A 21357-nucleotide genomic window follows, 5' to 3' on the forward strand; every position below is an offset into this window, starting at 1 on the left:
TGAGGTTGACACCGAGGCGGGCGGTCAGGGCGGGGGCGAGTGCCGGGTCTGCTCTACGCGCACGGGCAGGCCAGTTCGGGTGTCGTACGGTTCGGGGAGCACGTCACCACGGTCAGGGTGAGGTACGAAGGGCGTTCGAGCTAGCAGCCGTACGACACGTCGGCGCCCGAGCGCAGGCGTTCGGTGGCGGCGTCCACCAGCCCGGCCAGGCGCGCGGTGTCCCGGTCGCCCTCTGCCGCGAACCGGGGGTGTACTCGGCCAGCCGCTCACCGAGCCAGGCCGCCGCCTCCTTCGCCTCGTCCCAGGTGCCCCGCACCAGTGAGCGGGGCTTGACTCCGACGGCTCCCTCCTACTCCCGTCGGCCGACCAGTGTCTTGTAGAGCTCCCGCTCCTCCTCCGAGGTCTTGGCCGCCCGGACCCGGTCCGCCCAGTCGCTCTTGATCTCGTCGAGGAAGGCGTGCCAGCTCTTGCCGTCGCCGCCCATCTTCGCCAGTTCCACCAGCCGCTGGTTGTTCTTCATCTTGCCGTCGCCGATCTTGTCCGGCTTGTGGCCATGCAACGCGGACTCGGGGTTGGCGGTCGTCTCCGTGGACTTGACGCCGTGGTGGTAGCCGACCGGGCTGGAGGCGCCCGGCGCGATCGTCTCGATGCCGACGAGCAGGGAGCCGTCCGTGGACGTGGTCGGTGCGGTGAACACCAGGAGCATGTGGCCGTAGGAGCCGTTGGGGAGGATGACGTCGCCGTTCCAGTCCTTGGTGCCGATGCCGCCGATCGCCTGGTCGATCCCCAGCAGCTTCGGGGTGGTCACGCCCGGGACGGCCTTCGACGCCACATTCGTCAGTGACGCCCCGAGGCCGCCCTTCTCCACGAAACGGCCGGACGTCCCGCCCTTGTTCGGGCCGATGGAGGAGCGGTGCGTGGCGAAGCCGCGTTCCTTGACGTGTTCGTCCTGCTTGCCGTCCTCGGTGACGCCGAGGAATTCGAGCAACTGATGGGGGTTGTCGCCGTCCTGGAGGGCGGGGACGCGGATGTTCACGCGTCCGCCGTGCGCGAGGGCCCGGATGACGTCACCTTCCCGGTAGTCGACGTGTTTCTTGTCCCTGGTGTACTGCAGGCCGTGCCGCAGGATCAGCAGGACGTTGGTGAGGATCTTCCGGGCGAAGGCGTCCTGCGACTCGTGCTCCGGCGCGAGTTCTTCCGCCCCGGGGTGCTTCCGGTCCTCCGGCACGCTCTCCGGGACCAGGGTGTCGAGGGCCGTCTCCCGGATCTGAGTGTCCCGCTCCGCTTCCAGCTCCCGGCGCTCCTCACTGTCCTCGGCGAGCCCTTGGGTCCGCATGAAACGGCCCAGGGTGTAGGCGGGGTTGACCGGGACGGGGGCGCCGGGGGCGGGTCGCTGGGTCCGGAAGGCGAGCGTCGCGGCGAGGATGCGCCGGCCCGGGGTGAGCTTCAGCCAGTCCGAGTAGTCGGGCTTCTCCTCCGTGGCCTTGCCCTTGCCCTTGTCCTCGGATGTGCTTGCCTTCGCCGCGGCGGACCTCCGCCCCTCGGCGATCTTGAGGCCTTCCGCCATGGTGCCGATGCCTACACGGTTCAGCCACGCCGGCCGCTTCTCCGACAGCAACTCGATGTCCTTGAGCTCTTTCTCCTGGAAGACCTCGCCAAGGACCAGCCGCCGTTCCAGGACCCACCGCAACTTGGCATCGGGAGGCAGCCAGTCCTCCGGCCACTTCTTGTGCGGCTCCCAGATGTTGAACTTCCGCTTCTTCTGACGCGCGTGCTCCTCGATCGACCGGGCCAGCCGCACGATCGCCGCGTCCGGGTCGGTGGACGTCTCCAGGGACGCCTCGTCGGAAGGAGGTTCCGCCTCGGTCTCCTCCTGCCGCACCCGCTGGACCGCTGTGGTCACGGCCCGGTTCCCGGCGGTGCGCTGGAGCGCCAGCAGGCCGGTGGGGTCGTCCACCGTCCGCGACGGGAAGCCCGATCGTCTCTGCCGCGCGTCCCGGTCCTGCTGCCGCTCCTGTCGCTGCTGCTGCCGTGTGTGCATCCCTCAGACTGACCTGTCCTCGGTCCCGTTGGAAGGGTGGATGGGGCATTTGCCGGGGCAGAGCGGTGCCCTTTCGTTCGCTTGGCGTATGCGAGGAATTCCGCTCCCGGCGGGAGCCCGTACCCGCGTGGGTGGGCAGGCTCCCTGATGGTCGCTAGCTCCATGGCCAGATAGGGCAGACCGCTGCCGCCCGGGGCGCGTCCACGCCGCCGTCGATCAGCAGGGTGAGGTTCGGGTGGCCCTGGGAGAGCATGCGCATGATCCGCACCTCGCGGCGGAAGCGGTCGATCTCCTTGCCCCTCCCCGGTTCCACCCGTCTCGTGCAAGATGGGTACATCTTGCAGGGAGCGTGCACCCTCACGCCTTGGGGAGGTTCGTTTCTGTGTGTTTACGTTGTCAATACGTGGACGCTCGGAGGGTGGCGCATCCGGCCAGGGCCACGCGCGTCCTCGTCACTGCCCGAAGCTGATCGTGGCGTACGCGTAGGACTCGCCCTCCCGCGGCGCGCGGTTCCAGGACCGGGTGGTCAGATGCGGCAGGATGCCCTCGGCCAGGGCGTGCCGGGGCAGGGAGAGACCGAACTCGTCCTGTACGGCGGCCAGCAGACGCCGCTCGCGGTCCGCCTCGCCGACGCCGCGCAGGACCCGTTCCGGGGCGAGGGTGCCGGGCACCGGTCCCGAGCGTTCTCATGTCAGCCAGTTCGATCCATGCCTCGAGCTGCTCGGAGGTCGGATCCGCCGGCAGGTTGGGCCACCACGGGCGTAGGTAGTCGACGAAGAAGCCTTGGACGTCGAGGCCGTCGGTGACGTCGGTCCAGAACTCCTCGACGAGCCGGACACGGTCGTCATCGGACATGGACACCAGCTTGTGCATGAGACTCACCTGTGCGGTCGTACTGCGTTGTCTGACGATGGTCCGCAGAACGGCCCGCCGGGCCTGGAAGCGGCTGAGCTGGCGTTCGACGAGCGCCAGATGAGCCGTCGCGAGATCCGTCGGCGTGATCTTGTCGGCCAGCAACTGACGGATGTCGTCGAGACTCGCGCCCAGTTCGCGAAGGGTGCGGACGAGCTCGAGACCCGCGATGGCACGGATGTCGTAGCGCCGGTGTCCAGCGCCGGTGTGCTCGGTGGGAGTGATGATCCCCGCGTCGGAGTAGAACCGGATCGCACTGACGCTCAGGCCGGTACGCCGGGCGGCATCACCGATCGGATACATATCGTCCATGGCAAGCACTATGGCGTCTCAAGCGGCTTGAGGGTCAAGCGTGCCGTGGACGTCGATCGAGCCGGTGATCACGGCCTGGAAGCAGGAGCGGGTCAGCCGGCCGGCAACCGGAGACCCGGGGCCTCGCGACCTCCGGGAGGTTGTGAACGCGGCACCCCGCCAGAACCGGACGGGCTGTCGGTTGCGCCACCCGTCACATGACCCGCCGTCCTGGTCGGCGGCGTGAACCGCTCCGGGTTCGGTGACCCATGTCACACTCGGCTGCTGTCAGCAATCGGGGCGCCATCTCGTTCAGAGGGCACGCGAACGAGACAGGAGCAACGCCATGAAGCACCGCATCGTCGTCCTCGGCGCCGGATACGCCGGGGCCTTCGCCGCCGGAAACCTGGCCCGCCGGCTCTCTCCCGCGGACACCGAGATCACCGTCGTCAACGCCGTGCCCGACTTCGTCGAGCGGATGCGGCTCCACCAGCTCGCGAGCGGTCAGGACATCGCGTCCCGCAAGCTCGCCGACGTGTTCGCGGGCACCGGGGTGCGGCTGCGCGTGGCGCGTGTCACCGGCGTCGACCCCGACCGCGGGACCGTCACCGTGACCGGCGAGGACGGCGACGGCGAGCTCGCGTACGACACGCTCCTCTACACGCTCGGCAGCTCCGTCGCCCACCACGGCGTCCCCGGCGCGGCCGAGCACGCCCACGACGTGACCGGCGTGTCCTCGGCGCTGCGGCTGCGCGAGCGCCTGGCCGGTCTGGGCGAGGGCGGCACCGTGCTGGTCGTCGGCGAGGGGCTGACCGGCATCGAGACCGCCACCGAGCTGGCCGAGTCCCGCCCCGACCTCTCGGTCGCGCTCGCCGCCCGCGGCGAGCCGGGCGCCTGGCTCTCCCCGAAGGCCCGCCGTCACCTGCGCCGAGCCTTCGACCGGCTCGGCGTCACCGTCCACGCGCACACCGCCATCGAAGCCGTCGAGCCGACGCGCGCGATCGCCGCCGACGGCACGTCCGTCCCGGCCGACGTGACCGTGTGGTCGGCCGGGTTCGCCGTACACCCCCTCGCCGCCGCAAGCGGTCTGGAGGTCGCCGGAACCGGCCAGATCGTCGTCGACCGCACCATGCGCTCGGTCTCGCACCCGGACGTCTACGCCGCCGGCGACTGCGCCTACGCGATCGGCGAGAACGGCCGGCCGCTGCCGATGTCCTGCGCCTCGGCCGGCATCACCAACATGCAGGCGACCGCCGCGATCGTCGCGCGCCTGACGGGCGGCGAGGTCCCGACCACCGCGCTGAAGTACCAGGGCAACCACATCAGCCTCGGTCGGCGGGACGCGATCATCCAGATGGTGGACGGGGACGTCCGGCCGAAGTCCTGGTACCTGGGCGGCCGGACCGCCGCGCGGTTCAAGTCGGGCGTGCTCAAGGGGGCCGGGTGGGGCATCGCCCACCCGACCTTCGGCATGCCGAAGCGCAAGCGCCGCCTGACCACCGCGCCCGACCCGGCCGGCGCACCCGACCGGGCCGGCGCGAGGGCCGCCGCCTAGGCTGCCGTACATGGACAGCGCAGCCGTCGAACGCTTCGAGGCCGGCCGGGGCCGGCTGGCCTCGCTGGCGTACCGCCTGCTCGGCTCGGCCGCCGACGCCGAGGACGCGGTGCAGGACGCGTTCCTGCGCTGGCAGGCCGCGGACCGCGAACGGATCGAGGTGCCGGAGGCGTGGCTGACCAAGGTCGTCACCCACCTCTGCCTCGACCGGCTCCGCTCGGCGCAGGCGCGCCACGAGCGCGCGGCCGGCGCCTGGCTGCCCGAGCCGCTCCTCGAGGGCGACCCGATGCTCGGCCCCGCCGACACCTTCGAGCAGCGCGAATCGGTGTCCCTGGCCGTACTGACCCTCATGGAGCGCCTCTCACCGGTCGAGCGGGCCGTCTACGTCCTGCGCGAGGCCTTCTCGTACAGCCACGCCGAGATCGCCCGGATCCTCGACGTCACCGAGTCCGCGAGCCAGCAGCACGCCCACCGGGCCCGGGTCCGGGTCGCCGCCGAGCGCCGCCGCGGCAGCGAGGAGGTGGACCCCGCCTCCGCGCGCCGGGTCGTCGAGGAGTTCCTCGCCGCCGCCACGTCGGGACGCACCGAACGGCTGGTCGAGCTGCTCACCGACGACGTGACGGCGGTCTCGGACGGTGCCGGACGGGCCAAGCGGCTGCTGCGGTTCACGACGCGCGAGCGCGTCGCCTCCTTCGTGCGGGCGGGGTTCAGGCCCACGCCGGCGAAGCGGCGGCTGGCCGGCGGCTCGCCCGTGTTCCACATCGCGCCGGTCAACGGCTCCCCGGCCCTCCTCGCCGTGATCGGCGACCGGGTCGTGGGCGCCGTGGTGTTCGACGTCAGCGACGGCAAGGTCGCGTGCCTGCGCGGCATCGCCGCCCCGGACCGGCTCGCGCGCCTGGGCGAGGCCTGGCGACAGCACGAACCCGACGCGCCGGCCATCACCGCGTGGTGACCGGAGCCACCGGAGGCCGGTGACGCGTCCGGACCCTCGCGGGCGCAGCCCTCGCCCCTCGGGGCGCGAGCGCGGTCGCCGTCGTGACACCGTCCGCCAACGGGGCCGCGGTGGCGTTCTCCCGATCGGCCGGGTTCACCGTCGTGCGCGAGAACCGCGACCGCGTCCGCACCCGCCGAGCCTGAACGGCGCACCCGTTCCGCCTCCCACGCGCACGGGCGGGCCGGTTCGGGGAGCGTGCGGTTCGGGGAGCAGGTCACCAGGGCCAGGGTGAGGTACGAGGGGCGTTCGAGGTGGCGGCCGTACGAGATGTCGGCCCCGGAGCGCAGTCGTTCGGCGGCGGCGTCCACCAGCCGGGCCAGGCGCGCGGTGTCCCGGTCGCCCTCCGCCGTCGGGGGAGGGGGCGGTTCGCGTCGGAGCGCCGAGCGACTTGAGGGCGTGCCGTCCGCTGGAGTGTCGGACGGCACGTCCTCACCGCGTTCGGGAGCCTTTGGTCTCGTCCGTGGGGCTGTAGCCGAGGGCCGCACGGTCGATGTAACGGTTACCGAGCTCAGGAAACGGGCCGCGCTTTGCCTTTCGGCGGGACTTCGGCTTGGGCTTCGGGGCCAGGTCAGGCTTCGGAACCGGCTGCGGCTTGGTCTTCGGGGTGACGTTGGACCTCAGGACTGGGCTCGGCTTGGGCTTCTTGCCACTCTGGGGCGCTGCCTTGCCGCCCGCTGTGAACTTCTTCCGAAGCTGGGAGAGCTGCTGGCGCTCCCGCACGGTCTGCGAAGCCGGAAGGGCTTCGACAAGGGCCCGGGCCCGGCTGAAGAGGTAGCGAGCTTCGGACCGGTGCTTGGTGGTGCCGGCCATCTGCAGGAGTCTGATCGTGCGTTGCAGAACCTGAATCTTCCCCGCCTGCTTTTTGGGCAAGGGGAAGTCGCCGCCGCTTGAAGGCCGCTGACTGGCGGCGCGGCCGTGCCAGTCCGTACCCGAGGTCAGGACGACGACCGAACGGGGGTTGCTGCTCTGGCTTCGACGTACCACGTGCGTTGTTCCTTGGCTGAGCGATGGGGGCACGCCCGGGGGTGGCCACCAGGTGGGGCGACCCGATAATACGGTCCTCTGCGGCTTCGGCACCGTAGGCGGTCTCGACCTGCTCCACAAGGCGCTCGACCGGTACGGCCGCTGGATCGAGGCGGTGGCGGCAGCGGTCCGTCCGGGGAACGGCCCACGGTCTCCCCCTTGCTGAGAGCTGCCGACTCCGCCGAGGGCCGGGCGGTGTGGATCATCTGTGGATCGAATGTGGATCGGGGCCCATGAGGATGCCCGTGACGTCTGGACACAGACGGCTACGGCAAGAGGAAAGGCATACTCATGGGATACAGCAGAACCGGCCTGTGGTCCGCGGGTTCGGCCCTGATCGCGGCGATGGCGCTCGTCGGCACCCTCGCCCCGGGCGCCAGCGCCGAGCAGCGGCGCGACGGCGACAGCGAGAAGGCCGTCCCGATCTCACAGGTCGTCGGCGACGACAATCTGCGGAAGATGAACGAGCAGCGCCCCCTCGTCGCCGCCGCGAGCATCCTGGCCAAGGCCCAGGAGCAGGGCCACTACGAGGGCTACACGGGCATCGGCCTCCAGGAGGACCACGTCACCCTGTGGTGGAAGGGCGATCTGCCCGAGCCCGTACAGCGGGCCGCGGAGCGGGCCCGCAAGACCGCCCCCGTGCACATCGTCGCCGCGGACCACTCGCTGGCCGAACTCAAGGACGCCTCCGAGCTCTTACAGGCACGGCTGGAGAAGGACCCCTCACTCGGCCACAGCGTCAAGATCCCCACGGACGGCAGCGGACTGGTACTGACACAGAACACCACCCGCGCGGCACGCACCGCCTCCGCCGCGCAGGACCACAGCCCGGTCGGCCAGGTCGCCGGCGTGCCCGTGAAGACGATCAGCGAGGAGCCCCTCCAGGAACGCTCCCGTGTGAACGACGGCGCGCCGTGGTCGGGCGGAGCACAGATAAGCTTCGGCAACTCCTGGTGCACGGCCGGGTTCGGTGTGCGTGACGGAAGCGGCGCGACCTACCTGCTCACCGCTGAGCACTGCGGTCGAAGCGGTCAGCGGTTCACCAACCCGCAGGGTACCTACATCGGCACCTCCACCAAGTCCCATGACGCGCATGACGTGATGCTCATCCCCACGAACTCCGACAACTTCATGTACACCGGAGGACCCGACAGCGACGCGGGCGTGCGGGTCGACGGCTGGGACCACGTCTTCCCGGGCGAATACCTGTGCCAGTCCGGAGTCACCAGCGCCCGGGCCACCGGCGGCCCGGTCTGCAACATCAAGGTCCTCTTCTTCTACAACGACTCCGAGGACCTGGTGGAGGCGGAGCAGATGGACGGCCAGGACGTGGCCCGCGGCGGTGACAGCGGCGGCCCGGTCTACACCGCCTCCGCCGGCGGCGGCGCGATAGCCAAGGGCACGCTGACCCGCAGTGCGGGGTCACGCCTGGGCTTCCAGGACTTCTACACGGCCACGCGGGACTTCGGCATCTGGATCAACAAGTAGATCGTAGATCCGTCCTCGCGGCCCGCGCCAGGGCCCGCCCGGCGTCCTCCCTGCCCTCACGGCCGGGAGGACGCCGATTCCCGTCGCGGTGGCCCCGACAGCCGCCGTCCGTCCGTGGACCGCTCCGGGGCCGCGGAGCACGCCCGTCATCACCGGGAGGGCCGAACGTCCCAGGACCAGCGGGGTTCTGATCACATACGGTGCCGGAGTGCTCTCCACGCCACTGCCCCCGTCACCCCGGCTGGCCGGCCTGACACCGGCGCGTCTGTCCCCCGGGTACTTCGCCCTCGTCATGGCCACAGGCATCCTCTCCGTCGGTTGCCAACTGCGCGGCTGGACCCTGACGGCCCGGTCCCTCCTCGTCCTCACCGCCGTCGAGTACGGCCTGCTGGTCGTCCTCACCGTCCGGCGCTTCGTCGCGCACCGCCGTGAGCTCGCCGCGGACGTCCACGACACCCGCAAGGCGTTCCTCTTCTTCACCTTCGTGGCGGGCACCGACGTCCTCGCCGTCGGCCTGGCCGGCCAGGGCCACTTCGTCCCCGCCGCCGTCCTCCTCGTGATCGCCGCGCTCACCTGGGTGGTCCTCGGCTACACCATCCCCTGGGCGGCGGTCCTGGGCCGCAGCGAACGCCCGGTCGTGGCGGCCGCCAACGGGACCTGGTTCGTCTGGGTGGTCGCCAGCCAGTCGGTCGCCGTGGCCGCCGCGACCCTGGAGCCCCATTACGAGGCCGCACGCCACGGCCTGGCCGTCGTCGCGGTCTTCTCCTGGTCGGTCGGCTGCGTCCTCTACGCCGCCTCCGCGATCTTCGTCTCGCTCCGCCTGATGCTCTACCCCCTCGAACCGCGCGAACTCGACCCGCCCTACTGGGTATCCATGGGCGCGGTCGCCATCACGGTGGTCGCGGGAGCGCGCATCGTGGAGATGGAGAGCGCCCCCATGGTCGACGCGGTGCGCGGACTGGTGGCCGGCCTGTCGGTCGTCTTCTGGTGCTTCGCGACCTGGCTCATCCCCGTACTGATCGCCGTCGGCGTCTGGCGCCACTACGTCCACCGGGTGCCCCTCGCCTACGAGCCCACTTGGTGGAGCATCGTCTTCCCCCTCGGCATGTACGCCGTCGCCGGCATGTACCTCGGCCGTGCCGACGACCTCCCCATCGTGGAATGGATCGGCCGGACCTGGCTCTGGGTCGCCCTCACCGCCTGGACCCTGGTCCTCCTCGCCATGCTCCACACCCTGTTCACCACCAGGTCGCGGGAGCCGGAACGGACGTGATCGGCCGGGGTTCCGGAGCGGTCGGAGGCACCGCCGGCCCCTTCCCGAACCCGCACCGGCCCGGGCCGATCCGCCTCACGATTCCGTCAGGGCTCACCGCGGCTCCTTCGGAGAGGAGGGGGTCGGTCGGGCCGAGGGGGGCCGGGCGCGCAGGGCGGGCAGTCGGGCGCAGTCTTCAGGACCGGCCAGGCCCTCACCCAGGGCCAGGAGTGAAAGAAGCTGCACCGGGCGGCCGGTGGTGGCCGCGGCCTCCAGTTTGTGGTGGCCGTCGAGGAGGAAGTGCGTCAGGCCCCAGTGCCGGTAGTGGTCGGCTGACAGGTCGAGAGCGGGTTCGCACACGTCCAGCGTCGAGACCGCCACGGCCGTCGGGACCGTTCCCCGGCCCATGAGTTCGACGTACTCCTCGACGCGCTCCCGCGCGTTCCACGTCGGGGGAACCATGGGCACGACGAACTCGTAGAGGTGGGCGGACGCGTCGACCGCGGTCTCGAAGGTCCGGTAGTACGACGTGTGCGGGTACTCCGGGAGGCCCCAGAACTGGTCGAGCCCCCACGTGGCCACCTGCTCGCCGCTGAAGTAGTCGCCTTCCCGGCCGGGGACGACCAGCCGGGGCTCCACGCGAAGCGGCACCGGAAGGTACTCGCCCTCCGGCAGCAACGCGCCGAACGTCTCGATGACGCCGTCGACGTCCGGACCGGCCGGCGTGCCGGTGAGCCGCTCCCGCACGCTCTCCAGCGACAACGTCTGCCGGGCGGTCTCCAGTCGGCGGAACAGGAACGGGCACGTCCCGCACCAGAAGCTGAGCTCGAAGGCGGGCTCCCCGTCGACCACGAGCAACCTGCGGCCCGGCCCACCCCCGGCCTCCCGCCGTTCCGCCTCGAAACGCAACCGCGCCTCGGACACCGGCACTCCGAGCCTGCGCGGCTCACTCGATTCGATCATCACGGGCCGACCGTACGGGACGCCGCGGATCGGTACCACCGGCCACTGGGCGCGCGGATCACGCTTCGGCGACCGGCGTCGTGAGCGTGGCCCGGACGGTCTTGCCGCTGGGTGGGACAGGAGACGGTGTCCCAGTGGTCGGCGAGGGCGGTCGCGAGTGTCAGGCCGCGGCCGCTGGTGCGGAGCGCGGCGGGTTCGGCGTCCGCCGGGAGGGGGTGCGGGTGGAGGTCCCCGCGGGCGTCGCCGGCCTCGACACGAAGGCGACGCAGCGTCACGCCACCGCCCCTCGGATGTCCCGGAAGGGAGCAGGCAGCCCCGTGACCTGCCGCGATGGGTAGCTGCGAGCACCCGACCCGGTCAGATGGCGCTTCGACTCTTTCACGGTCGTGCCCGTGGACGCGGTCGGAAGCCCCGGAGAGATCCCAGGGGGATTCCAAGGGGACGGCCACTCTTTCTGCTCCGCGCGAGCCACGAAGCCGCCGACGCCCGGCCTGTGACCGGAGTGCCGGCGCCCCGGTCGTGCCGTTCGCCCTGCCCGCCGACGCCGGCCCGGCCGGTGATTTCACCGATTCCTCCTTCCCGGCCGCCCGCTTGACTCGGCGCGAGCCGGTCCCGGAACGATCCGCGGGGACCGGCGGCAGGCACGACTCGCGCAACCGACAAGGGCGCGCCGACGCGGTCGACCGGCGTGGCCAGAAGGGATTCCGAACATGTCTCGTACCAGCAGGCACCTGCGCTTACTCGGTGCCGTGGCCGTCGGCATCACGGCCCTGGGAACCGCGGGCGTCGCGACGACCCCCGCCTCCGCCGCCGTGCCGGTCTACAGCGAGGACTTCTCCGACGGGCTCGGCACCTTCACCGCTTCCGGTTCCGTCAGCACCGGAACGTACGGCGCCCGCCTCAGCGGGTCGCTGTTCTCCGACCCGTCCATGGTGTCCGCGCCCATCGACCTGACCGGGTACGGCGACCTCACACTGTCCTACACCCGGGCGGCATCGGGGCTGGACCTCGGTGAGACCTTCACCGTGGCCTACTCGGTCGACGGCGGCCCGTTCACCACGCTGGAGTCGGCGCGCACCGCCACGGGCGCGGTGTCGTTCCCCCTGCCGGACTCAGCCGAGGGCGGTGACCTGCGGCTGCGGTTCTCGCTGGATGCCAACGGTCTTCTGGAGACGCTGACCGTGGACGACGTGTTGATCGAGGCCGCCGGCGGGGGAGGTCCGACCGACCCGCCGACCGGGTCACTGCCCCCGGTGGACGACGTCACCGAGCCCGGTCCGTACACGGTGACCGTCGACGACTCCGCCGGCCCCGGCGACGACGGCTGGCTGGTGTACCCCTCCGACGCCGGCCGGGACGGTGTGGACCACCCGGTCCTCGTCTGGGGCCCGGGCGCGGGGTCCGACCCCGCCGACTACGAGGACATGCTGCGCCAGTGGGCCTCGCACGGGTTCGTCGTCTACAGCGAGGTCTCGTCCAGCAGCGGCGCCTACATGGTCGACGCCCTCGACTGGCTGGAGGACCAGAACGCCAGTCCGGGCAGCCCGCTGTACGGGGACCTCGACACCTCCGAGGTGGCCTTCGGAGGCCACTCCCGCGGGTCCATCGGCACGTTCGACGTGGCCGACGAACCGCGGCTGGAGACCACCGTCCACGTGGCCGGCGGTTCGTTCGACGGAAACGGCCCCGACAGCCTCCGCAACCCGGCCCTCTACATCGGCGGTGACGAGGACTTCGCCACCGCCAACATGGAACGCGACTACACCAACACCGACGTGCCGGTGTGGTTCAACATCCTCGACGGCACCGATCACATCCTCGCCACCCGCAAGGGACAGCACGTCATCACCGCCTGGCTCCGGTGGCACCTGGCCGACGAGGAATTCCGCCGCACCCAGGACTTCCTGAGCCCCGGCTGCGTCTTCTGCGGCCTCGGCGACGTCCAGTACAAGAACTGGTAGGTCCTCCGAGCCGGCCGTCACTCCCCGAGCGTGGTGACGGCCTCCTCGTAACCGCCCGTCGGCGGCGCGGTGTCGGGTCCGTACACGAGGTTCAGCACGCCCGTCGTGAACGTCTCCGACTTCAGCAGCTTCAGCGGGATCGACGGCTCGCCCTCGTCGAAGAGGCGCATGCCCCTGCGTACGGCGATGGGGTGGACGAGGAGGTGCAGTTCGTCGAGGAGGCCCGCGGCCAGCAACTGCCGGACGACGGAGACCGAGCCGCTCAGCGAGATGTCACCGCCCGGCTCGCCCTTCAGCGCGGCGGCGACCTCGGCGACGTCACCCTGCGCCTGCTCGGAGTTCCGCCACCGCAGGTCGAGCCGGCTGCGTGAGAACACGATCTTCCGCATGTCGCCGAGCTGCTTGGCGAAGCCCGCGTCCTCGCCGCCCGCAGCCTCCCGCTCGGGCCAGGCGCCGGCGAAGCTGTCGTACGTCCTGCGGCCGAAGAGCAGGACCTCCGTGGTGTTCATGCCCGCGCCGACGGCGGCTCCCATCTCGTCGTTGAAATACGGGAAATGCCACTGATCGGGCGCCTCGACGACGCCGTCGAGCGAGATGAACAGGCTGGCGGTGATCTTCCGCGGCATGGTGTCCTCCGAATCCTGGTGCGTGTACCGGGTATGACCGTGCCACCCACCGAAAGTCATCGGTAGGCGGCACGCGGATCGTTCAGACGGTGTCCAGTTCCCTGCGGCGCTCCGACCCCGGTACACCGCCCGCCGCCCGGCGCGGATCCGTGACGCTGCCCAGCCAGCCCAGCAGGAAACCGGCCGGCACCGTCACCAGGCCCGGGATCGTCACGTCCCAGATCCTGAAGTCGTACTCCGGGAAGATCGACCCGGGTGCGCCGGACACGTACGGCGACAGCGCGAGCGCCACGATGCTCAGCGCCGTGGCCCCCCACAGGCACCACAGCGCGCCGCGGGCGGTGAACCCGGGCCAGTACAGGGCGTAGAGCAGGACGGGAGCGAGGGCGGCGCCGCAGACGGCGAGCCAGAGCGTCGAGACGACCACCAGGTTCCAGTCGGCGGCGACGACCGCCACGACCGCGGAGAGGGCCCCCGTCAGCGCCGCCGACCACCGCGACGCGGCACCGTCCGCCCTGCCCGCCGGGAGCCTGCCGGAGAGCTTGCCGGACGCACCCAGCACGTCCCGCCCCAGGGCGATGCCGGCGGCGAGGGTCACGTCCACCACGGCCGCGAGCGCGGTGAGGAAGAGGACGCAGGCCAGGGCCGCGACCAGGACGCCGCCGCTGTCGAGCGCCCGCCCGAGCAACAGCGGCGTGAACACCTGCGCCGCCGGACCGGCCTCGCGCAGCGCCTCGCCGACGAGGGCCGCAGCGCCGACACCGACGACGGCGAGCGCGCCGTACAGCAGGGTGAGTTCGCCGAGCATCCAGCGGCCGCCGGACCGGGCGCCGCGCGGGCTCTTCGCCGAGATCGCACGCATCAGCACGGCGGGCATCGCCAGCGTGGCCATCGACATGCCGAAGGTCTGCCCGATCCGGTTCACGGCCCCCACCCACCCCTCACCGGTGTAGCCGCCCGGACGCAAGTACGCCTCGCTCATCCCCGAGCCGTGCGCGGCGGCGTCGAGCAGCCGCCCCGGGTCCCCGCCGAAGCGGTGGAGCACGAGCACGGCGGCGACCACCAGCACGGGCAGGGCGATCGCCGACTTCGCGATCATCACCACGCCCGTGCCCCGGATCCCGCCGCTGACGGCCAGCGCCGTCATCACGCAGCCGATCACCACGATGCAGCCGGTCCGCGCACCGGGCTGCCCGATCAGCGCCGCGGCGACGTTGCCGACCACCACCAACTGCACGACCAGCAGCGGGAAACAGACGAGCAGGGTCACCACGCCCCACGAGACGCGTACGGCGGGCCCGCCGCTGCCGCGCGCGTCCAGCATGTCCGCGGCCGTCAGCGAGGCGTGCCCGCGCAGCGGCTCGACGATCAGCACGAGGAGCAGCACGACCCCGATCAGGCTGCCCAGCATGACGCCGAGGCCGTCGAAGCCGGACGTGGCGACCATGCCCACCAGTACGGTGACCGTCGCGACCGTGGTGGTGTCGCCGCCCATCGCGATGCCCTGCTGCCAGGAGCGCAGCCGGCGGCTGTCGGACCGTACGAGGGCCCGGTCGTCCTCGTCGGCGCCGGTGACGACGCACAGCATCAGGCAGATCACGACGAACACCGAGAACACGGCGAGGACGAGGGACCGGGACGAGGGATCGAGCAGCGTGGTCACGACCACCTCCGGGCGTCCGGCCGCGGTTCGATCCGGTCGACCCGTCGCCCGTACACCACCAGCGCGTGCACACCGACGGCGAGGGGCACCACGGCCAGGAGCGCGCCGAGGCTCACCGGCCCGGCGATCCGCGTGCCGTACACGGCCGGTACGAGGGCGGCGGGCAGCACGTAGAGCAGCCAGACGACGGCGATCCGGACGCCGAGCCGCAGCCCGACGGCCAGTCGCGCCGCCTCCCCGTCGTCGTGTCGCTCGTGCTCCGCCGGAGGCCGGGCGCCGGCCGAGGGCTCGTCATGGTGCGGCGGCCCGTGCCGGGGCTGCGGTCCGAAGGACATGTGGGTGGCTCCGCTCACGTCGATCCGGCACCCCGGAGGGGGGCGCGGGTACGGGTGTGGGGGTGGGCGGACGGAGTCAACCAGACCTCCGCACGGCTCCGTGCGCCGCGGAGGCAGAACTGTTCTCCCGCCCAATCCGGAGCCGTGCGGACGGTGAACGGGCACTGTGCGGGCGGGAACGCGAAGGTACTCGGATACCTCGGAGATCTCGGAGAAGTGCCGAAGGACCCCCCCCGGGACGCCGCAGTCGGCGGCGCGGTGTCCCGGGCTCTCCTGGGACACCGCGCCGGCGCCGGCTAGGTCAGGCGGCCAGCTGCCGCAGCAGGTCGGACGAGTCGTGCAGCGCCGTCATCTGCACGAAGCGACCGTCGCTGACCTTGTAGATGGCGTACTCGACGATCTCGAAGGAGGCGCCGGAGGGGGGAACGCCGAGCCACTCCTTCACCGGGGTGCCGGTGTTGACCGCGCGTACGGCGATCCGGTCCCGGTCGAACAGCAGCTCCTCGACCTCCCAGTGGAGGTCCGGAACGGCGTCGATGTCGTACTTCTGGACCGTGATGACGTCGTCGCGGGTGCCCGGTTCGCCGTTCAGCACGACGTCGTCGGCGATGAACTCGTCCATGCCGTCGAACTCGTGGGCGTTGAGCGCCGCCACGTAGCGCAGGTACCAGTCCTCGAGGCCGGAGTCGGTCATCGGTTTCTCCTTCTGGGGCGTTGTCGGTCCCCGTGCGGGGACCGAATCGACGGGGAGTGGCGAGGACCGGTGCCCCGCCCGACTTGCTGCTGAGGCCAGGGACGGCGACGGTGGTGGCCCGGAGTCCTCGTGAGCCCGGGGACCGGGAGTACCGGGTTCGCCGCGCCGCACACGACGGTGACGCTTCGCTTCACCAGGTGAGGGGGCCGTAACGGTCGATGATCCGGCCGGTTCCGGCGCCGGCGTTCTCGGTGGCCAGCGTCACGATGGCGTCGGTTCCCTCGGTCACGGTCTGGGTGCCGGTGTGGCCGTTGAGGTCGGTCGCGGTGTGGCCGGGGTCGACGGCGTTGAACCGGATGTCGCCGAACGCCTTCGCGTACTGCGTGGTCAGCATCGTGACGGCGGCCTTGGAGGCCGCGTAGACGGGGGCGATCACCTTCGACTCGACCCGCTCGGGGTCGTGGGTGAGCGCGACGGACCCCAGTCCGCTGCTGACGTTGACGACGGCCGGAGCGCCGGACGCGCGCAGGAGCGGCAGGAAGGCCGCGGTGACCCGCACGACGCCGGCCACGTTGGTGTCGAACACCACCGTGGCCTCCGCGCCGGTCAGCTCCTCGGCGGACACGACGCCGCCGGTGATTCCGGCGTTGTTGATCAGGACGTCGACCCGGCCCTCGTTGGCCGCGACGTCGGCGGCCGCGGCCGCGACCGAGGCGTCGTCGGTGACGTCGATCCGTACGAAGCGGGCGCCGAGTTCGGCCGCCGCACGGCGTCCGCGGTCGACGTCGCGGGAACCGAGGAGCACGGTGTGGCCGAGTTCGGTGAGGCGGCGGGCGGTCTCGAAACCGAGGCCCTTGTTGGCACCGGTGATGAACGTGGTCTTGGACATGCCCCAAGCCTTCGCCGGGCCTGCCGGACCAGCCAGGGAACGGTTTTCGGTAGGAACAGCAGTACCACCCGGGCGAGCACCGGGAGGGACATGAGCTGCTTACGATGCGGTGGTGAACAAGGGACACGCCGTCGACAACCAGCTGGGAGCGACACTTCGGGCCTGGCGGGACCGGCTCTCGCCGGGAGCCGTCGGACTGCCGGTGGACAGGGCGCGCCGGTCGCCGGGCCTGCGACGTGAGGAGCTCGCCGAGCTGGCCGGTCTCTCCGTCGACTACCTGGTGCGACTCGAGCAGGGCCGGGCCGTCAGCCCCTCCGAGCAGATCGTCGGCTCGTTGGCCCGTGCGCTGCGGCTCTCCCAGGACGAGCGGGACCACCTCCACCGGCTCGCCGGGTTCCGGCCGCCTCAGGACCAGCGGGTCGTCTACGACATCCCGCCGAGCATGCGACGGCTGCTGCCCCTGCTCGACTCCACTCCGGTCGCGGTCTTCGCCGCGGACTGGCAGCTGGTCTGGTGGAACCCCAGGTGGGCGGCGCTGTTCGGCGACCCCACGCGGATCGGGACCGAGGAGCGCAACCTGGTGCGGCTGCGCTTCCCGGTCGCCTCGGACCGCGGCCGTCTGACGAGCTGGCCGGTGATCCCGGTCAACGCCGAGGCCGCCGACCGGGCCCTCGTGGCCGACCTGCGCCGGGCCGCGGCCCGGTTCCCCGACGATCCGCGCGTGACCGAGCTGGTGGCCGGCAGGGTCGCCGGCAACCCCCGGTTCGCCGCGTTCTGGGCCGATGCCGCCGTGGGCCGGCACGCCGAGGACCGCAAGACCATCCGGCACCCCGACATCGGGGAAGTGAACGTCGACTGCGACGTCCTGACGGACGGGGACACCGACCTCAAGGTCGTCGCCTACACGGCGGTCCCCGGCAGCGAGGACGAGTCCAGGCTCGAGAGCGCCGGCATCGTCTCACCCCCAAGGAGCGACGCGTGAGGACGATCGGCATCATCGGAGCGGGCGAGGTGGGCAGCCAGCTCGCCCGCGCGGCCGTCACCCACGGCTACCAGGTGGTCATCGCCAATTCACGGGGACCGGAAACGCTGACGCACCTCGTCGACGAGCTCGGCCCCTCGGTCCGGGCCGCGACAGCGGCCGACGCCGCCGAAGCGGGCGACTTCGTGATCATCGCCGTCCCCCTGAAACTGGTCAACGACATGCCGGTGGAGCAGCTGGCCGGCAAGATCGTGCTCGACACCAACAACTACATGCCCTGGCGCGACGGCCACTTCCCGGCCGTCGACTCGGGGGAGAAGACCGTGCACGAGCTGCGGCAGGAGCAGTTGCCCGCCTCGAAGGTCGCCAAGGCGTTCACCCACATCCAGGCCCCGCGCCTCTTCCTCTCCGCCAGCCCTCCGGGCACCCCCGGCCGGCACGCCCTCTCGGTCTCCAGCGACCACCCCGAAGCGGTCGAGCTCGTCACGCGCCTGTACGACGAGTTCGGATTCGACACCGTCGACAACAGTCCGCTCAGCGAGTCCTGGCGCAGCGGACCGGGCCAGCCCGCCTGGCTGTCGCACGCCCACCAGACGCGCGAGCGACTCGCCGCCAACCTGGCCGACGCGCGCCCGATCAGGTACCCCGTCCGAGGCTGAGCCCGGCGTCGGACGGCCCCGGGCGCCGGGCCGGCTCGCGACAGGGTTCCCTCGCGCACACCGCCCGCCGGTGAGATACTTTCCGGCCATGTGCGTGGCGGGCCGTTCGACCGCTTCGCGCGGCAGGAGGAGCGGCACGGCGGATGCCAGGCGGGCGGGAACAGTGACAGGCGTGGACTTCGGTCCGACCGGGCTGGTCGGCCGGGACCGCGAGCTCGGCGAGCTCGCGATGTTCCTGGACAAGGCCGCGTCGGACGGAGCCACCGTCCTGCTCACCGGTGAGCCGGGGGTGGGGAAGACGGCGCTCCTCGACGCGACCGCCGAGCTGGCACTCGCGAAGGGAGCCCGGGTCGTCCGCGGGAGCGGCGTCGAGTACGAGACGGACATCAGCTTCGCGGGGCTCCACCAGCTCGTCGCCGCACTGTCGTACGAGCTCGGGCGTCTGCCGCGGGCCATGCGGGAGGCCCTCGAGGTCGCGCTCGGTCTCGGTGTCGGTCCCGCGCCGAGCCGGATCACCGTCCTGAACGCGGCGCTGTCGCTTTTCGAAGAGGCCGCGAAGGAGCAGCCGCTGCTCCTCGTGGTCGACGATCTCCATGTCGTCGACCACGCGAGCCGGTCCGCGGTGGGATTCGTCGCCAGGAGACTGGGCGGTCGCCGCATCGGGCTGATCGGGGCCCAGCGTGCGGAGTCCGACGAACCCTTCCGGGCCACCGGCCTGACAGAGGTCGAGGTCAGACCGCTGAGCGACACGGACGCACTGCGACTGCTGTCCCGGCGCTTCGCTCACCTCCCCCCTCGAGTCCTCTCGACCGTGGCGCGAGAAGCGCAGGGAAACCCCCTCGCCCTGCTCGAGTTCGCCGGGTCCACCAGTGTGTCCGGCGACCGGAACGGCAACGGGGTGGGGTGGGCGAGCGGCCCGGGGCGAGACGTCCGTGCCCTGTACGGCGCCCGCGTCGAACGGCTGCCGCCGAGAACGCGCGACCTGCTGCTGCTCGCGGTCCTCGAAGGCTCCGGCGACATCGGCGTCCTCGAGGTGGCCGGTGGGCCGGGCGGGCTCGAGGGACTCGCTCCGGCGGAGCGCGACCACCTGGTCATGGTCGAGGAGAACGGCCGTACCGTGCGCTTCCGGCATCCGCTGGTCAGGTCCGCGGTGGTCGACGGCTCCACCGGCGAGCAGCGGCGCGGCGCCCACCGTCGGCTGGCCGACGCGCTGGCGGACCAGCCCGAGCGGCGCGGTGATCACCTCGCGAGAGCCACGACGGTGCCCGACGAGGCGGTCGCCGCCGTGATCGAGTCGGCGGCCCGAAGCAGCCTGCGGCGCGGCGACGCCGACGGCGCGGTCGTGAGGATGCGGCGCGCGGCCGAGCTGAGTCCCGACCGGGCGGACCGCAGGCGCCGGATGTCGCAGGCCGCGTACATCGCCGTCTGGATCACGGGCCACCTGGAGATCTCGCACGAGATCATGCGCGAGGTGCAGGGCGATCCGGCGGCCCGGTCGCTCTCGGCGGCCGCGGCCGCCGGCTACCTGGTGCTCGTCACGGAGGGTGACGCCGACACGGCCCACGCGCTCCTGATGGAGGCGATCGAGCAGGCCCCGGCCCCGTCCGGCCCGCCGCACGGCGAGCTGGAGACCGCGCTCTTCACCCTCACGATCGTCAGCGAGTTCTCGGGCCGGCAGGAGCACTGGAAACCTCTGGTCGACGTGCTCGCCCGGTTCCCCGAGGCATCGCCCGCCGCCGCGACGTCACTGGCGCGCATCCACCACGACCTCGGCTCCGTCACCGACGGCATGCTGCGCCGTCTGGACGAGGAGATCGCGCGGCTGAGGGGCCAGACCGACGCCGACCTGGTCGTCCGCACCGCCCTGGCCGCCTCGTACTTCGACCGGCTCCCGGGCTGCCGCGAGGCGGTGTCCCGGGTGATACGCGACGGCGGCGCGGTGGGGGCGAGCATGCCGGCCCTGGTCTTCGCCGCCCTCGACGACCTGTACGCCGGCCGGTTGCAGGCGTCGGCCGACGCCGCGGCCGAACTCATCGCGCTGTGCGAGGAGACGGGGTACCCCCTGTTCGCCCAAGGGGGGCACTACGTCGCCGCGATGGCCGCAGCGCAGCGCGGCGACCTCGACGCGTGCCATGAGCACTGCGGGAACCTCCGGGACTGGTCGGGGCCCAGGCGCCTGCGGCGGCTGGAGAACCACGCCCACCAGGCGTTGGCCCGGGCGGCCCTCGGCGCCGCGGACTTCGAGACGGCCTACCGGCACGCCACGGCGATCTGCGCCCCCGGCACACTGCCGCCCTTCAACCACGAGGCGGTGCTGTCCGCACCGGACCTCGTCGAGGCCGCCGTGGGCTCCGGGCGGCACACGGAGGCGCGGTGGCACGCGGACGCGATACGCGACGCCGGTGTCGGCCGCCTGTCGTCGCGGCTGGCGCTCTGCGCGGCCACGATCACGGCGATGACATCGGCCCCCGAGGACATGGCCGAGCGCTTCGAGGAAGCCCTCGCACTGCCGGGCATCGAACAGTGGCCCTTCGAGGCCGGCCGCGCTCATCTGGCATACGGCGAGCGGCTGCGCCGTCAGGGACTCAACCGCGACGCCCGGACGCAGCTCACTGCCGCCCGCAGGCTCTTCGAGGAGCTCGGGGCCCACCCGTGGGAGGACCGGGCAGCGGCGGAACTGAGGGCCACCGGAATGACGCGGACTGCCCGGAGCAAGGCGGGAGAGGCCCTCACCCCGCAGGAGCTGGAGGTCGCCAGGCTGGCGGCGACGGGGCTGTCGAGCCCGCAGATCGCGTCGCGTCTGTTCCTGTCGCCGCGGACGGTGTCGTCCCACCTCTACCGAGTGTTCCCGAAACTGGGCATCACCTCACGCGCCGGGCTCCGCGACGCTCTGGACGCGCTGCCCCCCGAGCCGCCGGCCGCCCGGCCGTGACGGTCGGCGGTAGTACTGTCCCGGCCCCGGCGTAAGCAATCCGCCGGCCGGATGTCAGTCAGCTGACGGAGGCTGTCGGTACGGCGGCTGAGCCACT

General features: G+C 71.9%; 18 protein-coding genes and 3 pseudogenes. 8 read left to right on the forward strand and 13 right to left on the reverse strand.

Going from position 1 to position 21357, the window contains the following annotated elements:
* Positions 1 to 53 precede the first annotated feature (53 nt).
* The 5 genes and pseudogenes from AMK33_RS43515 to AMK33_RS43520 form a co-directional block, all read right to left on the reverse strand.
* Positions 54 to 334 (reverse strand): annotated as a pseudogene (locus AMK33_RS43515) (hypothetical protein); the annotation flags it as partial.
* A gap of 15 nt (positions 335 to 349) precedes the next feature.
* Positions 350 to 2041: a PE-PGRS family protein gene (locus tag AMK33_RS41055; protein WP_107424986.1), complete on the reverse strand. Its 1692-nt coding sequence runs from the start codon at positions 2039 to 2041 to the stop codon at positions 350 to 352.
* Positions 2042 to 2195: 154 nt separating this feature from the next.
* Positions 2196 to 2354, reverse strand: coding sequence for a hypothetical protein (locus AMK33_RS42360; RefSeq protein WP_158075106.1), 159 nt, complete (start codon positions 2352 to 2354; stop codon positions 2196 to 2198).
* A gap of 139 nt (positions 2355 to 2493) precedes the next feature.
* Positions 2494 to 2712, reverse strand: coding sequence for a hypothetical protein (locus AMK33_RS41060; protein WP_235617984.1), 219 nt, complete (start codon positions 2710 to 2712; stop codon positions 2494 to 2496).
* Positions 2713 to 3013: 301 nt separating this feature from the next.
* A pseudogene (locus tag AMK33_RS43520) lies at positions 3014 to 3265 on the reverse strand (MerR family transcriptional regulator); the annotation flags it as partial.
* A 325-nt stretch (positions 3266 to 3590) separates the two neighbouring features.
* On the opposite strand from AMK33_RS43520, the gene AMK33_RS01605 reads away from it, so the two are divergent.
* Positions 3591 to 4799, forward strand: a complete 1209-nt coding sequence (locus tag AMK33_RS01605; protein WP_073930840.1) for an NAD(P)/FAD-dependent oxidoreductase — start codon at positions 3591 to 3593, stop codon at positions 4797 to 4799.
* A 10-nt stretch (positions 4800 to 4809) separates the two neighbouring features.
* A complete protein-coding gene (locus AMK33_RS01610) occupies positions 4810 to 5751 on the forward strand; it encodes a sigma-70 family RNA polymerase sigma factor (protein ID WP_073930841.1) in 942 nt (313 codons plus the stop codon).
* Between the two features lie 209 nt (positions 5752 to 5960).
* On the opposite strand, the pseudogene AMK33_RS45125 reads toward AMK33_RS01610, so the two are convergent.
* Positions 5961 to 6152, reverse strand: a pseudogene (locus tag AMK33_RS45125) (hypothetical protein); the annotation flags it as partial.
* Positions 6153 to 6222: 70 nt separating this feature from the next.
* Complete coding sequence (locus AMK33_RS01615; RefSeq protein WP_073930842.1) at positions 6223 to 6777, reverse strand: hypothetical protein; 555 nt, start codon at positions 6775 to 6777, stop codon at positions 6223 to 6225.
* 330 nt (positions 6778 to 7107) lie between these two features.
* Between AMK33_RS01615 and AMK33_RS01620 the strand changes: the two genes are divergently transcribed.
* Both AMK33_RS01620 and AMK33_RS01625 read left to right on the forward strand, forming a co-directional pair.
* Positions 7108 to 8304 (forward strand): trypsin-like serine protease, encoded by a 1197-nt coding sequence (locus AMK33_RS01620; RefSeq protein ID WP_073930843.1) that lies wholly within the window; start codon positions 7108 to 7110, stop codon positions 8302 to 8304.
* A gap of 208 nt (positions 8305 to 8512) precedes the next feature.
* Positions 8513 to 9577: a tellurite resistance/C4-dicarboxylate transporter family protein gene (locus AMK33_RS01625; RefSeq protein WP_201262940.1), complete on the forward strand. Its 1065-nt coding sequence runs from the start codon at positions 8513 to 8515 to the stop codon at positions 9575 to 9577.
* Between the two features lie 93 nt (positions 9578 to 9670).
* Here the strand turns inward: AMK33_RS01625 and AMK33_RS01630 are convergent, their stop codons facing one another.
* Positions 9671 to 10519, reverse strand: a complete 849-nt coding sequence (locus AMK33_RS01630; RefSeq protein ID WP_073931477.1) for a hypothetical protein — start codon at positions 10517 to 10519, stop codon at positions 9671 to 9673.
* A 710-nt stretch (positions 10520 to 11229) separates the two neighbouring features.
* Here AMK33_RS01630 and AMK33_RS01640 point away from each other — a divergent pair.
* Positions 11230 to 12480, forward strand: coding sequence for a poly(ethylene terephthalate) hydrolase family protein (locus AMK33_RS01640; protein ID WP_143203795.1), 1251 nt, complete (start codon positions 11230 to 11232; stop codon positions 12478 to 12480).
* Positions 12481 to 12497: 17 nt separating this feature from the next.
* Here AMK33_RS01640 and AMK33_RS01645 read toward each other — a convergent pair whose 3' ends face one another.
* The 5 genes from AMK33_RS01645 to AMK33_RS01665 all read right to left on the reverse strand — a co-directional run bounded on the left by AMK33_RS01645 (position 12498) and on the right by AMK33_RS01665 (position 16687).
* A complete protein-coding gene (locus AMK33_RS01645) occupies positions 12498 to 13106 on the reverse strand; it encodes a dihydrofolate reductase family protein (protein WP_073930846.1) in 609 nt (202 codons plus the stop codon).
* An 82-nt stretch (positions 13107 to 13188) separates the two neighbouring features.
* Positions 13189 to 14769: a sodium:solute symporter family transporter gene (locus AMK33_RS01650; RefSeq protein WP_073931478.1), complete on the reverse strand. Its 1581-nt coding sequence runs from the start codon at positions 14767 to 14769 to the stop codon at positions 13189 to 13191.
* Positions 14766 to 15104, reverse strand: a complete 339-nt coding sequence (locus AMK33_RS01655) for a hypothetical protein (RefSeq protein WP_073930847.1) — start codon at positions 15102 to 15104, stop codon at positions 14766 to 14768. Before AMK33_RS01655 ends, AMK33_RS01650 begins: the two co-directional genes overlap by 4 nt.
* Before the next feature lie 301 nt (positions 15105 to 15405).
* On the reverse strand, positions 15406 to 15798 hold the full coding sequence (locus tag AMK33_RS01660; protein WP_073930848.1) for an ester cyclase: 393 nt from the start codon (positions 15796 to 15798) through the stop codon (positions 15406 to 15408).
* 190 nt (positions 15799 to 15988) lie between these two features.
* The gene (locus AMK33_RS01665; protein WP_073930849.1) at positions 15989 to 16687 is read right to left on the reverse strand and encodes an SDR family NAD(P)-dependent oxidoreductase; all 699 of its coding nucleotides are present in this window, start codon (positions 16685 to 16687) and stop codon (positions 15989 to 15991) included.
* 112 nt (positions 16688 to 16799) lie between these two features.
* On the opposite strand from AMK33_RS01665, the gene AMK33_RS01670 reads away from it, so the two are divergent.
* The 3 genes from AMK33_RS01670 (at position 16800) to AMK33_RS01680 (ending at position 21260) form a co-directional block, all read left to right on the forward strand.
* Positions 16800 to 17669 (forward strand): helix-turn-helix transcriptional regulator, encoded by an 870-nt coding sequence (locus AMK33_RS01670; protein WP_235617943.1) that lies wholly within the window; start codon positions 16800 to 16802, stop codon positions 17667 to 17669.
* Positions 17666 to 18328 carry an NADPH-dependent F420 reductase gene (locus AMK33_RS01675; RefSeq protein ID WP_073930851.1) on the forward strand — a complete coding sequence of 221 codons (663 nt, stop codon included), beginning with the start codon at positions 17666 to 17668 and terminating at the stop codon, positions 18326 to 18328. Before AMK33_RS01670 ends, AMK33_RS01675 begins: the two co-directional genes overlap by 4 nt.
* Positions 18329 to 18500: 172 nt before the next feature.
* Positions 18501 to 21260, forward strand: a complete 2760-nt coding sequence (locus AMK33_RS01680; RefSeq protein ID WP_235617944.1) for an ATP-binding protein — start codon at positions 18501 to 18503, stop codon at positions 21258 to 21260.
* Positions 21261 to 21357: the final 97 nt, after the last annotated feature.

Origin of the sequence: Streptomyces sp. CB02400, from assembly GCF_001905725.1 — a bacterium.
GTDB classification, from domain to species: Bacteria; Actinomycetota; Actinomycetes; order Streptomycetales; family Streptomycetaceae; genus Streptomyces; species Streptomyces atrovirens.

Coding starts and splice junctions, on each gene's coding strand:
- AMK33_RS01605 (WP_073930840.1), top strand. CDS start 3,591: ATGAAGCACCGCATCGTCGTCCTCGGCGCCGGATACGCCGGGGCCTTC.
- AMK33_RS41055 (WP_107424986.1), bottom strand. CDS start 2,041: ATGCACACACGGCAGCAGCAGCGACAGGAGCGGCAGCAGGACCGGGAC.
- AMK33_RS01610 (WP_073930841.1), top strand. CDS start 4,810: ATGGACAGCGCAGCCGTCGAACGCTTCGAGGCCGGCCGGGGCCGGCTG.
- AMK33_RS01655 (WP_073930847.1), bottom strand. CDS start 15,104: ATGTCCTTCGGACCGCAGCCCCGGCACGGGCCGCCGCACCATGACGAG.
- AMK33_RS01630 (WP_073931477.1), bottom strand. CDS start 10,519: ATGATCGAATCGAGTGAGCCGCGCAGGCTCGGAGTGCCGGTGTCCGAG.
- AMK33_RS01660 (WP_073930848.1), bottom strand. CDS start 15,798: ATGACCGACTCCGGCCTCGAGGACTGGTACCTGCGCTACGTGGCGGCG.
- AMK33_RS01640 (WP_143203795.1), top strand. CDS start 11,230: ATGTCTCGTACCAGCAGGCACCTGCGCTTACTCGGTGCCGTGGCCGTC.
- AMK33_RS01645 (WP_073930846.1), bottom strand. CDS start 13,106: ATGCCGCGGAAGATCACCGCCAGCCTGTTCATCTCGCTCGACGGCGTC.
- AMK33_RS01665 (WP_073930849.1), bottom strand. CDS start 16,687: ATGTCCAAGACCACGTTCATCACCGGTGCCAACAAGGGCCTCGGTTTC.
- AMK33_RS01620 (WP_073930843.1), top strand. CDS start 7,108: ATGGGATACAGCAGAACCGGCCTGTGGTCCGCGGGTTCGGCCCTGATC.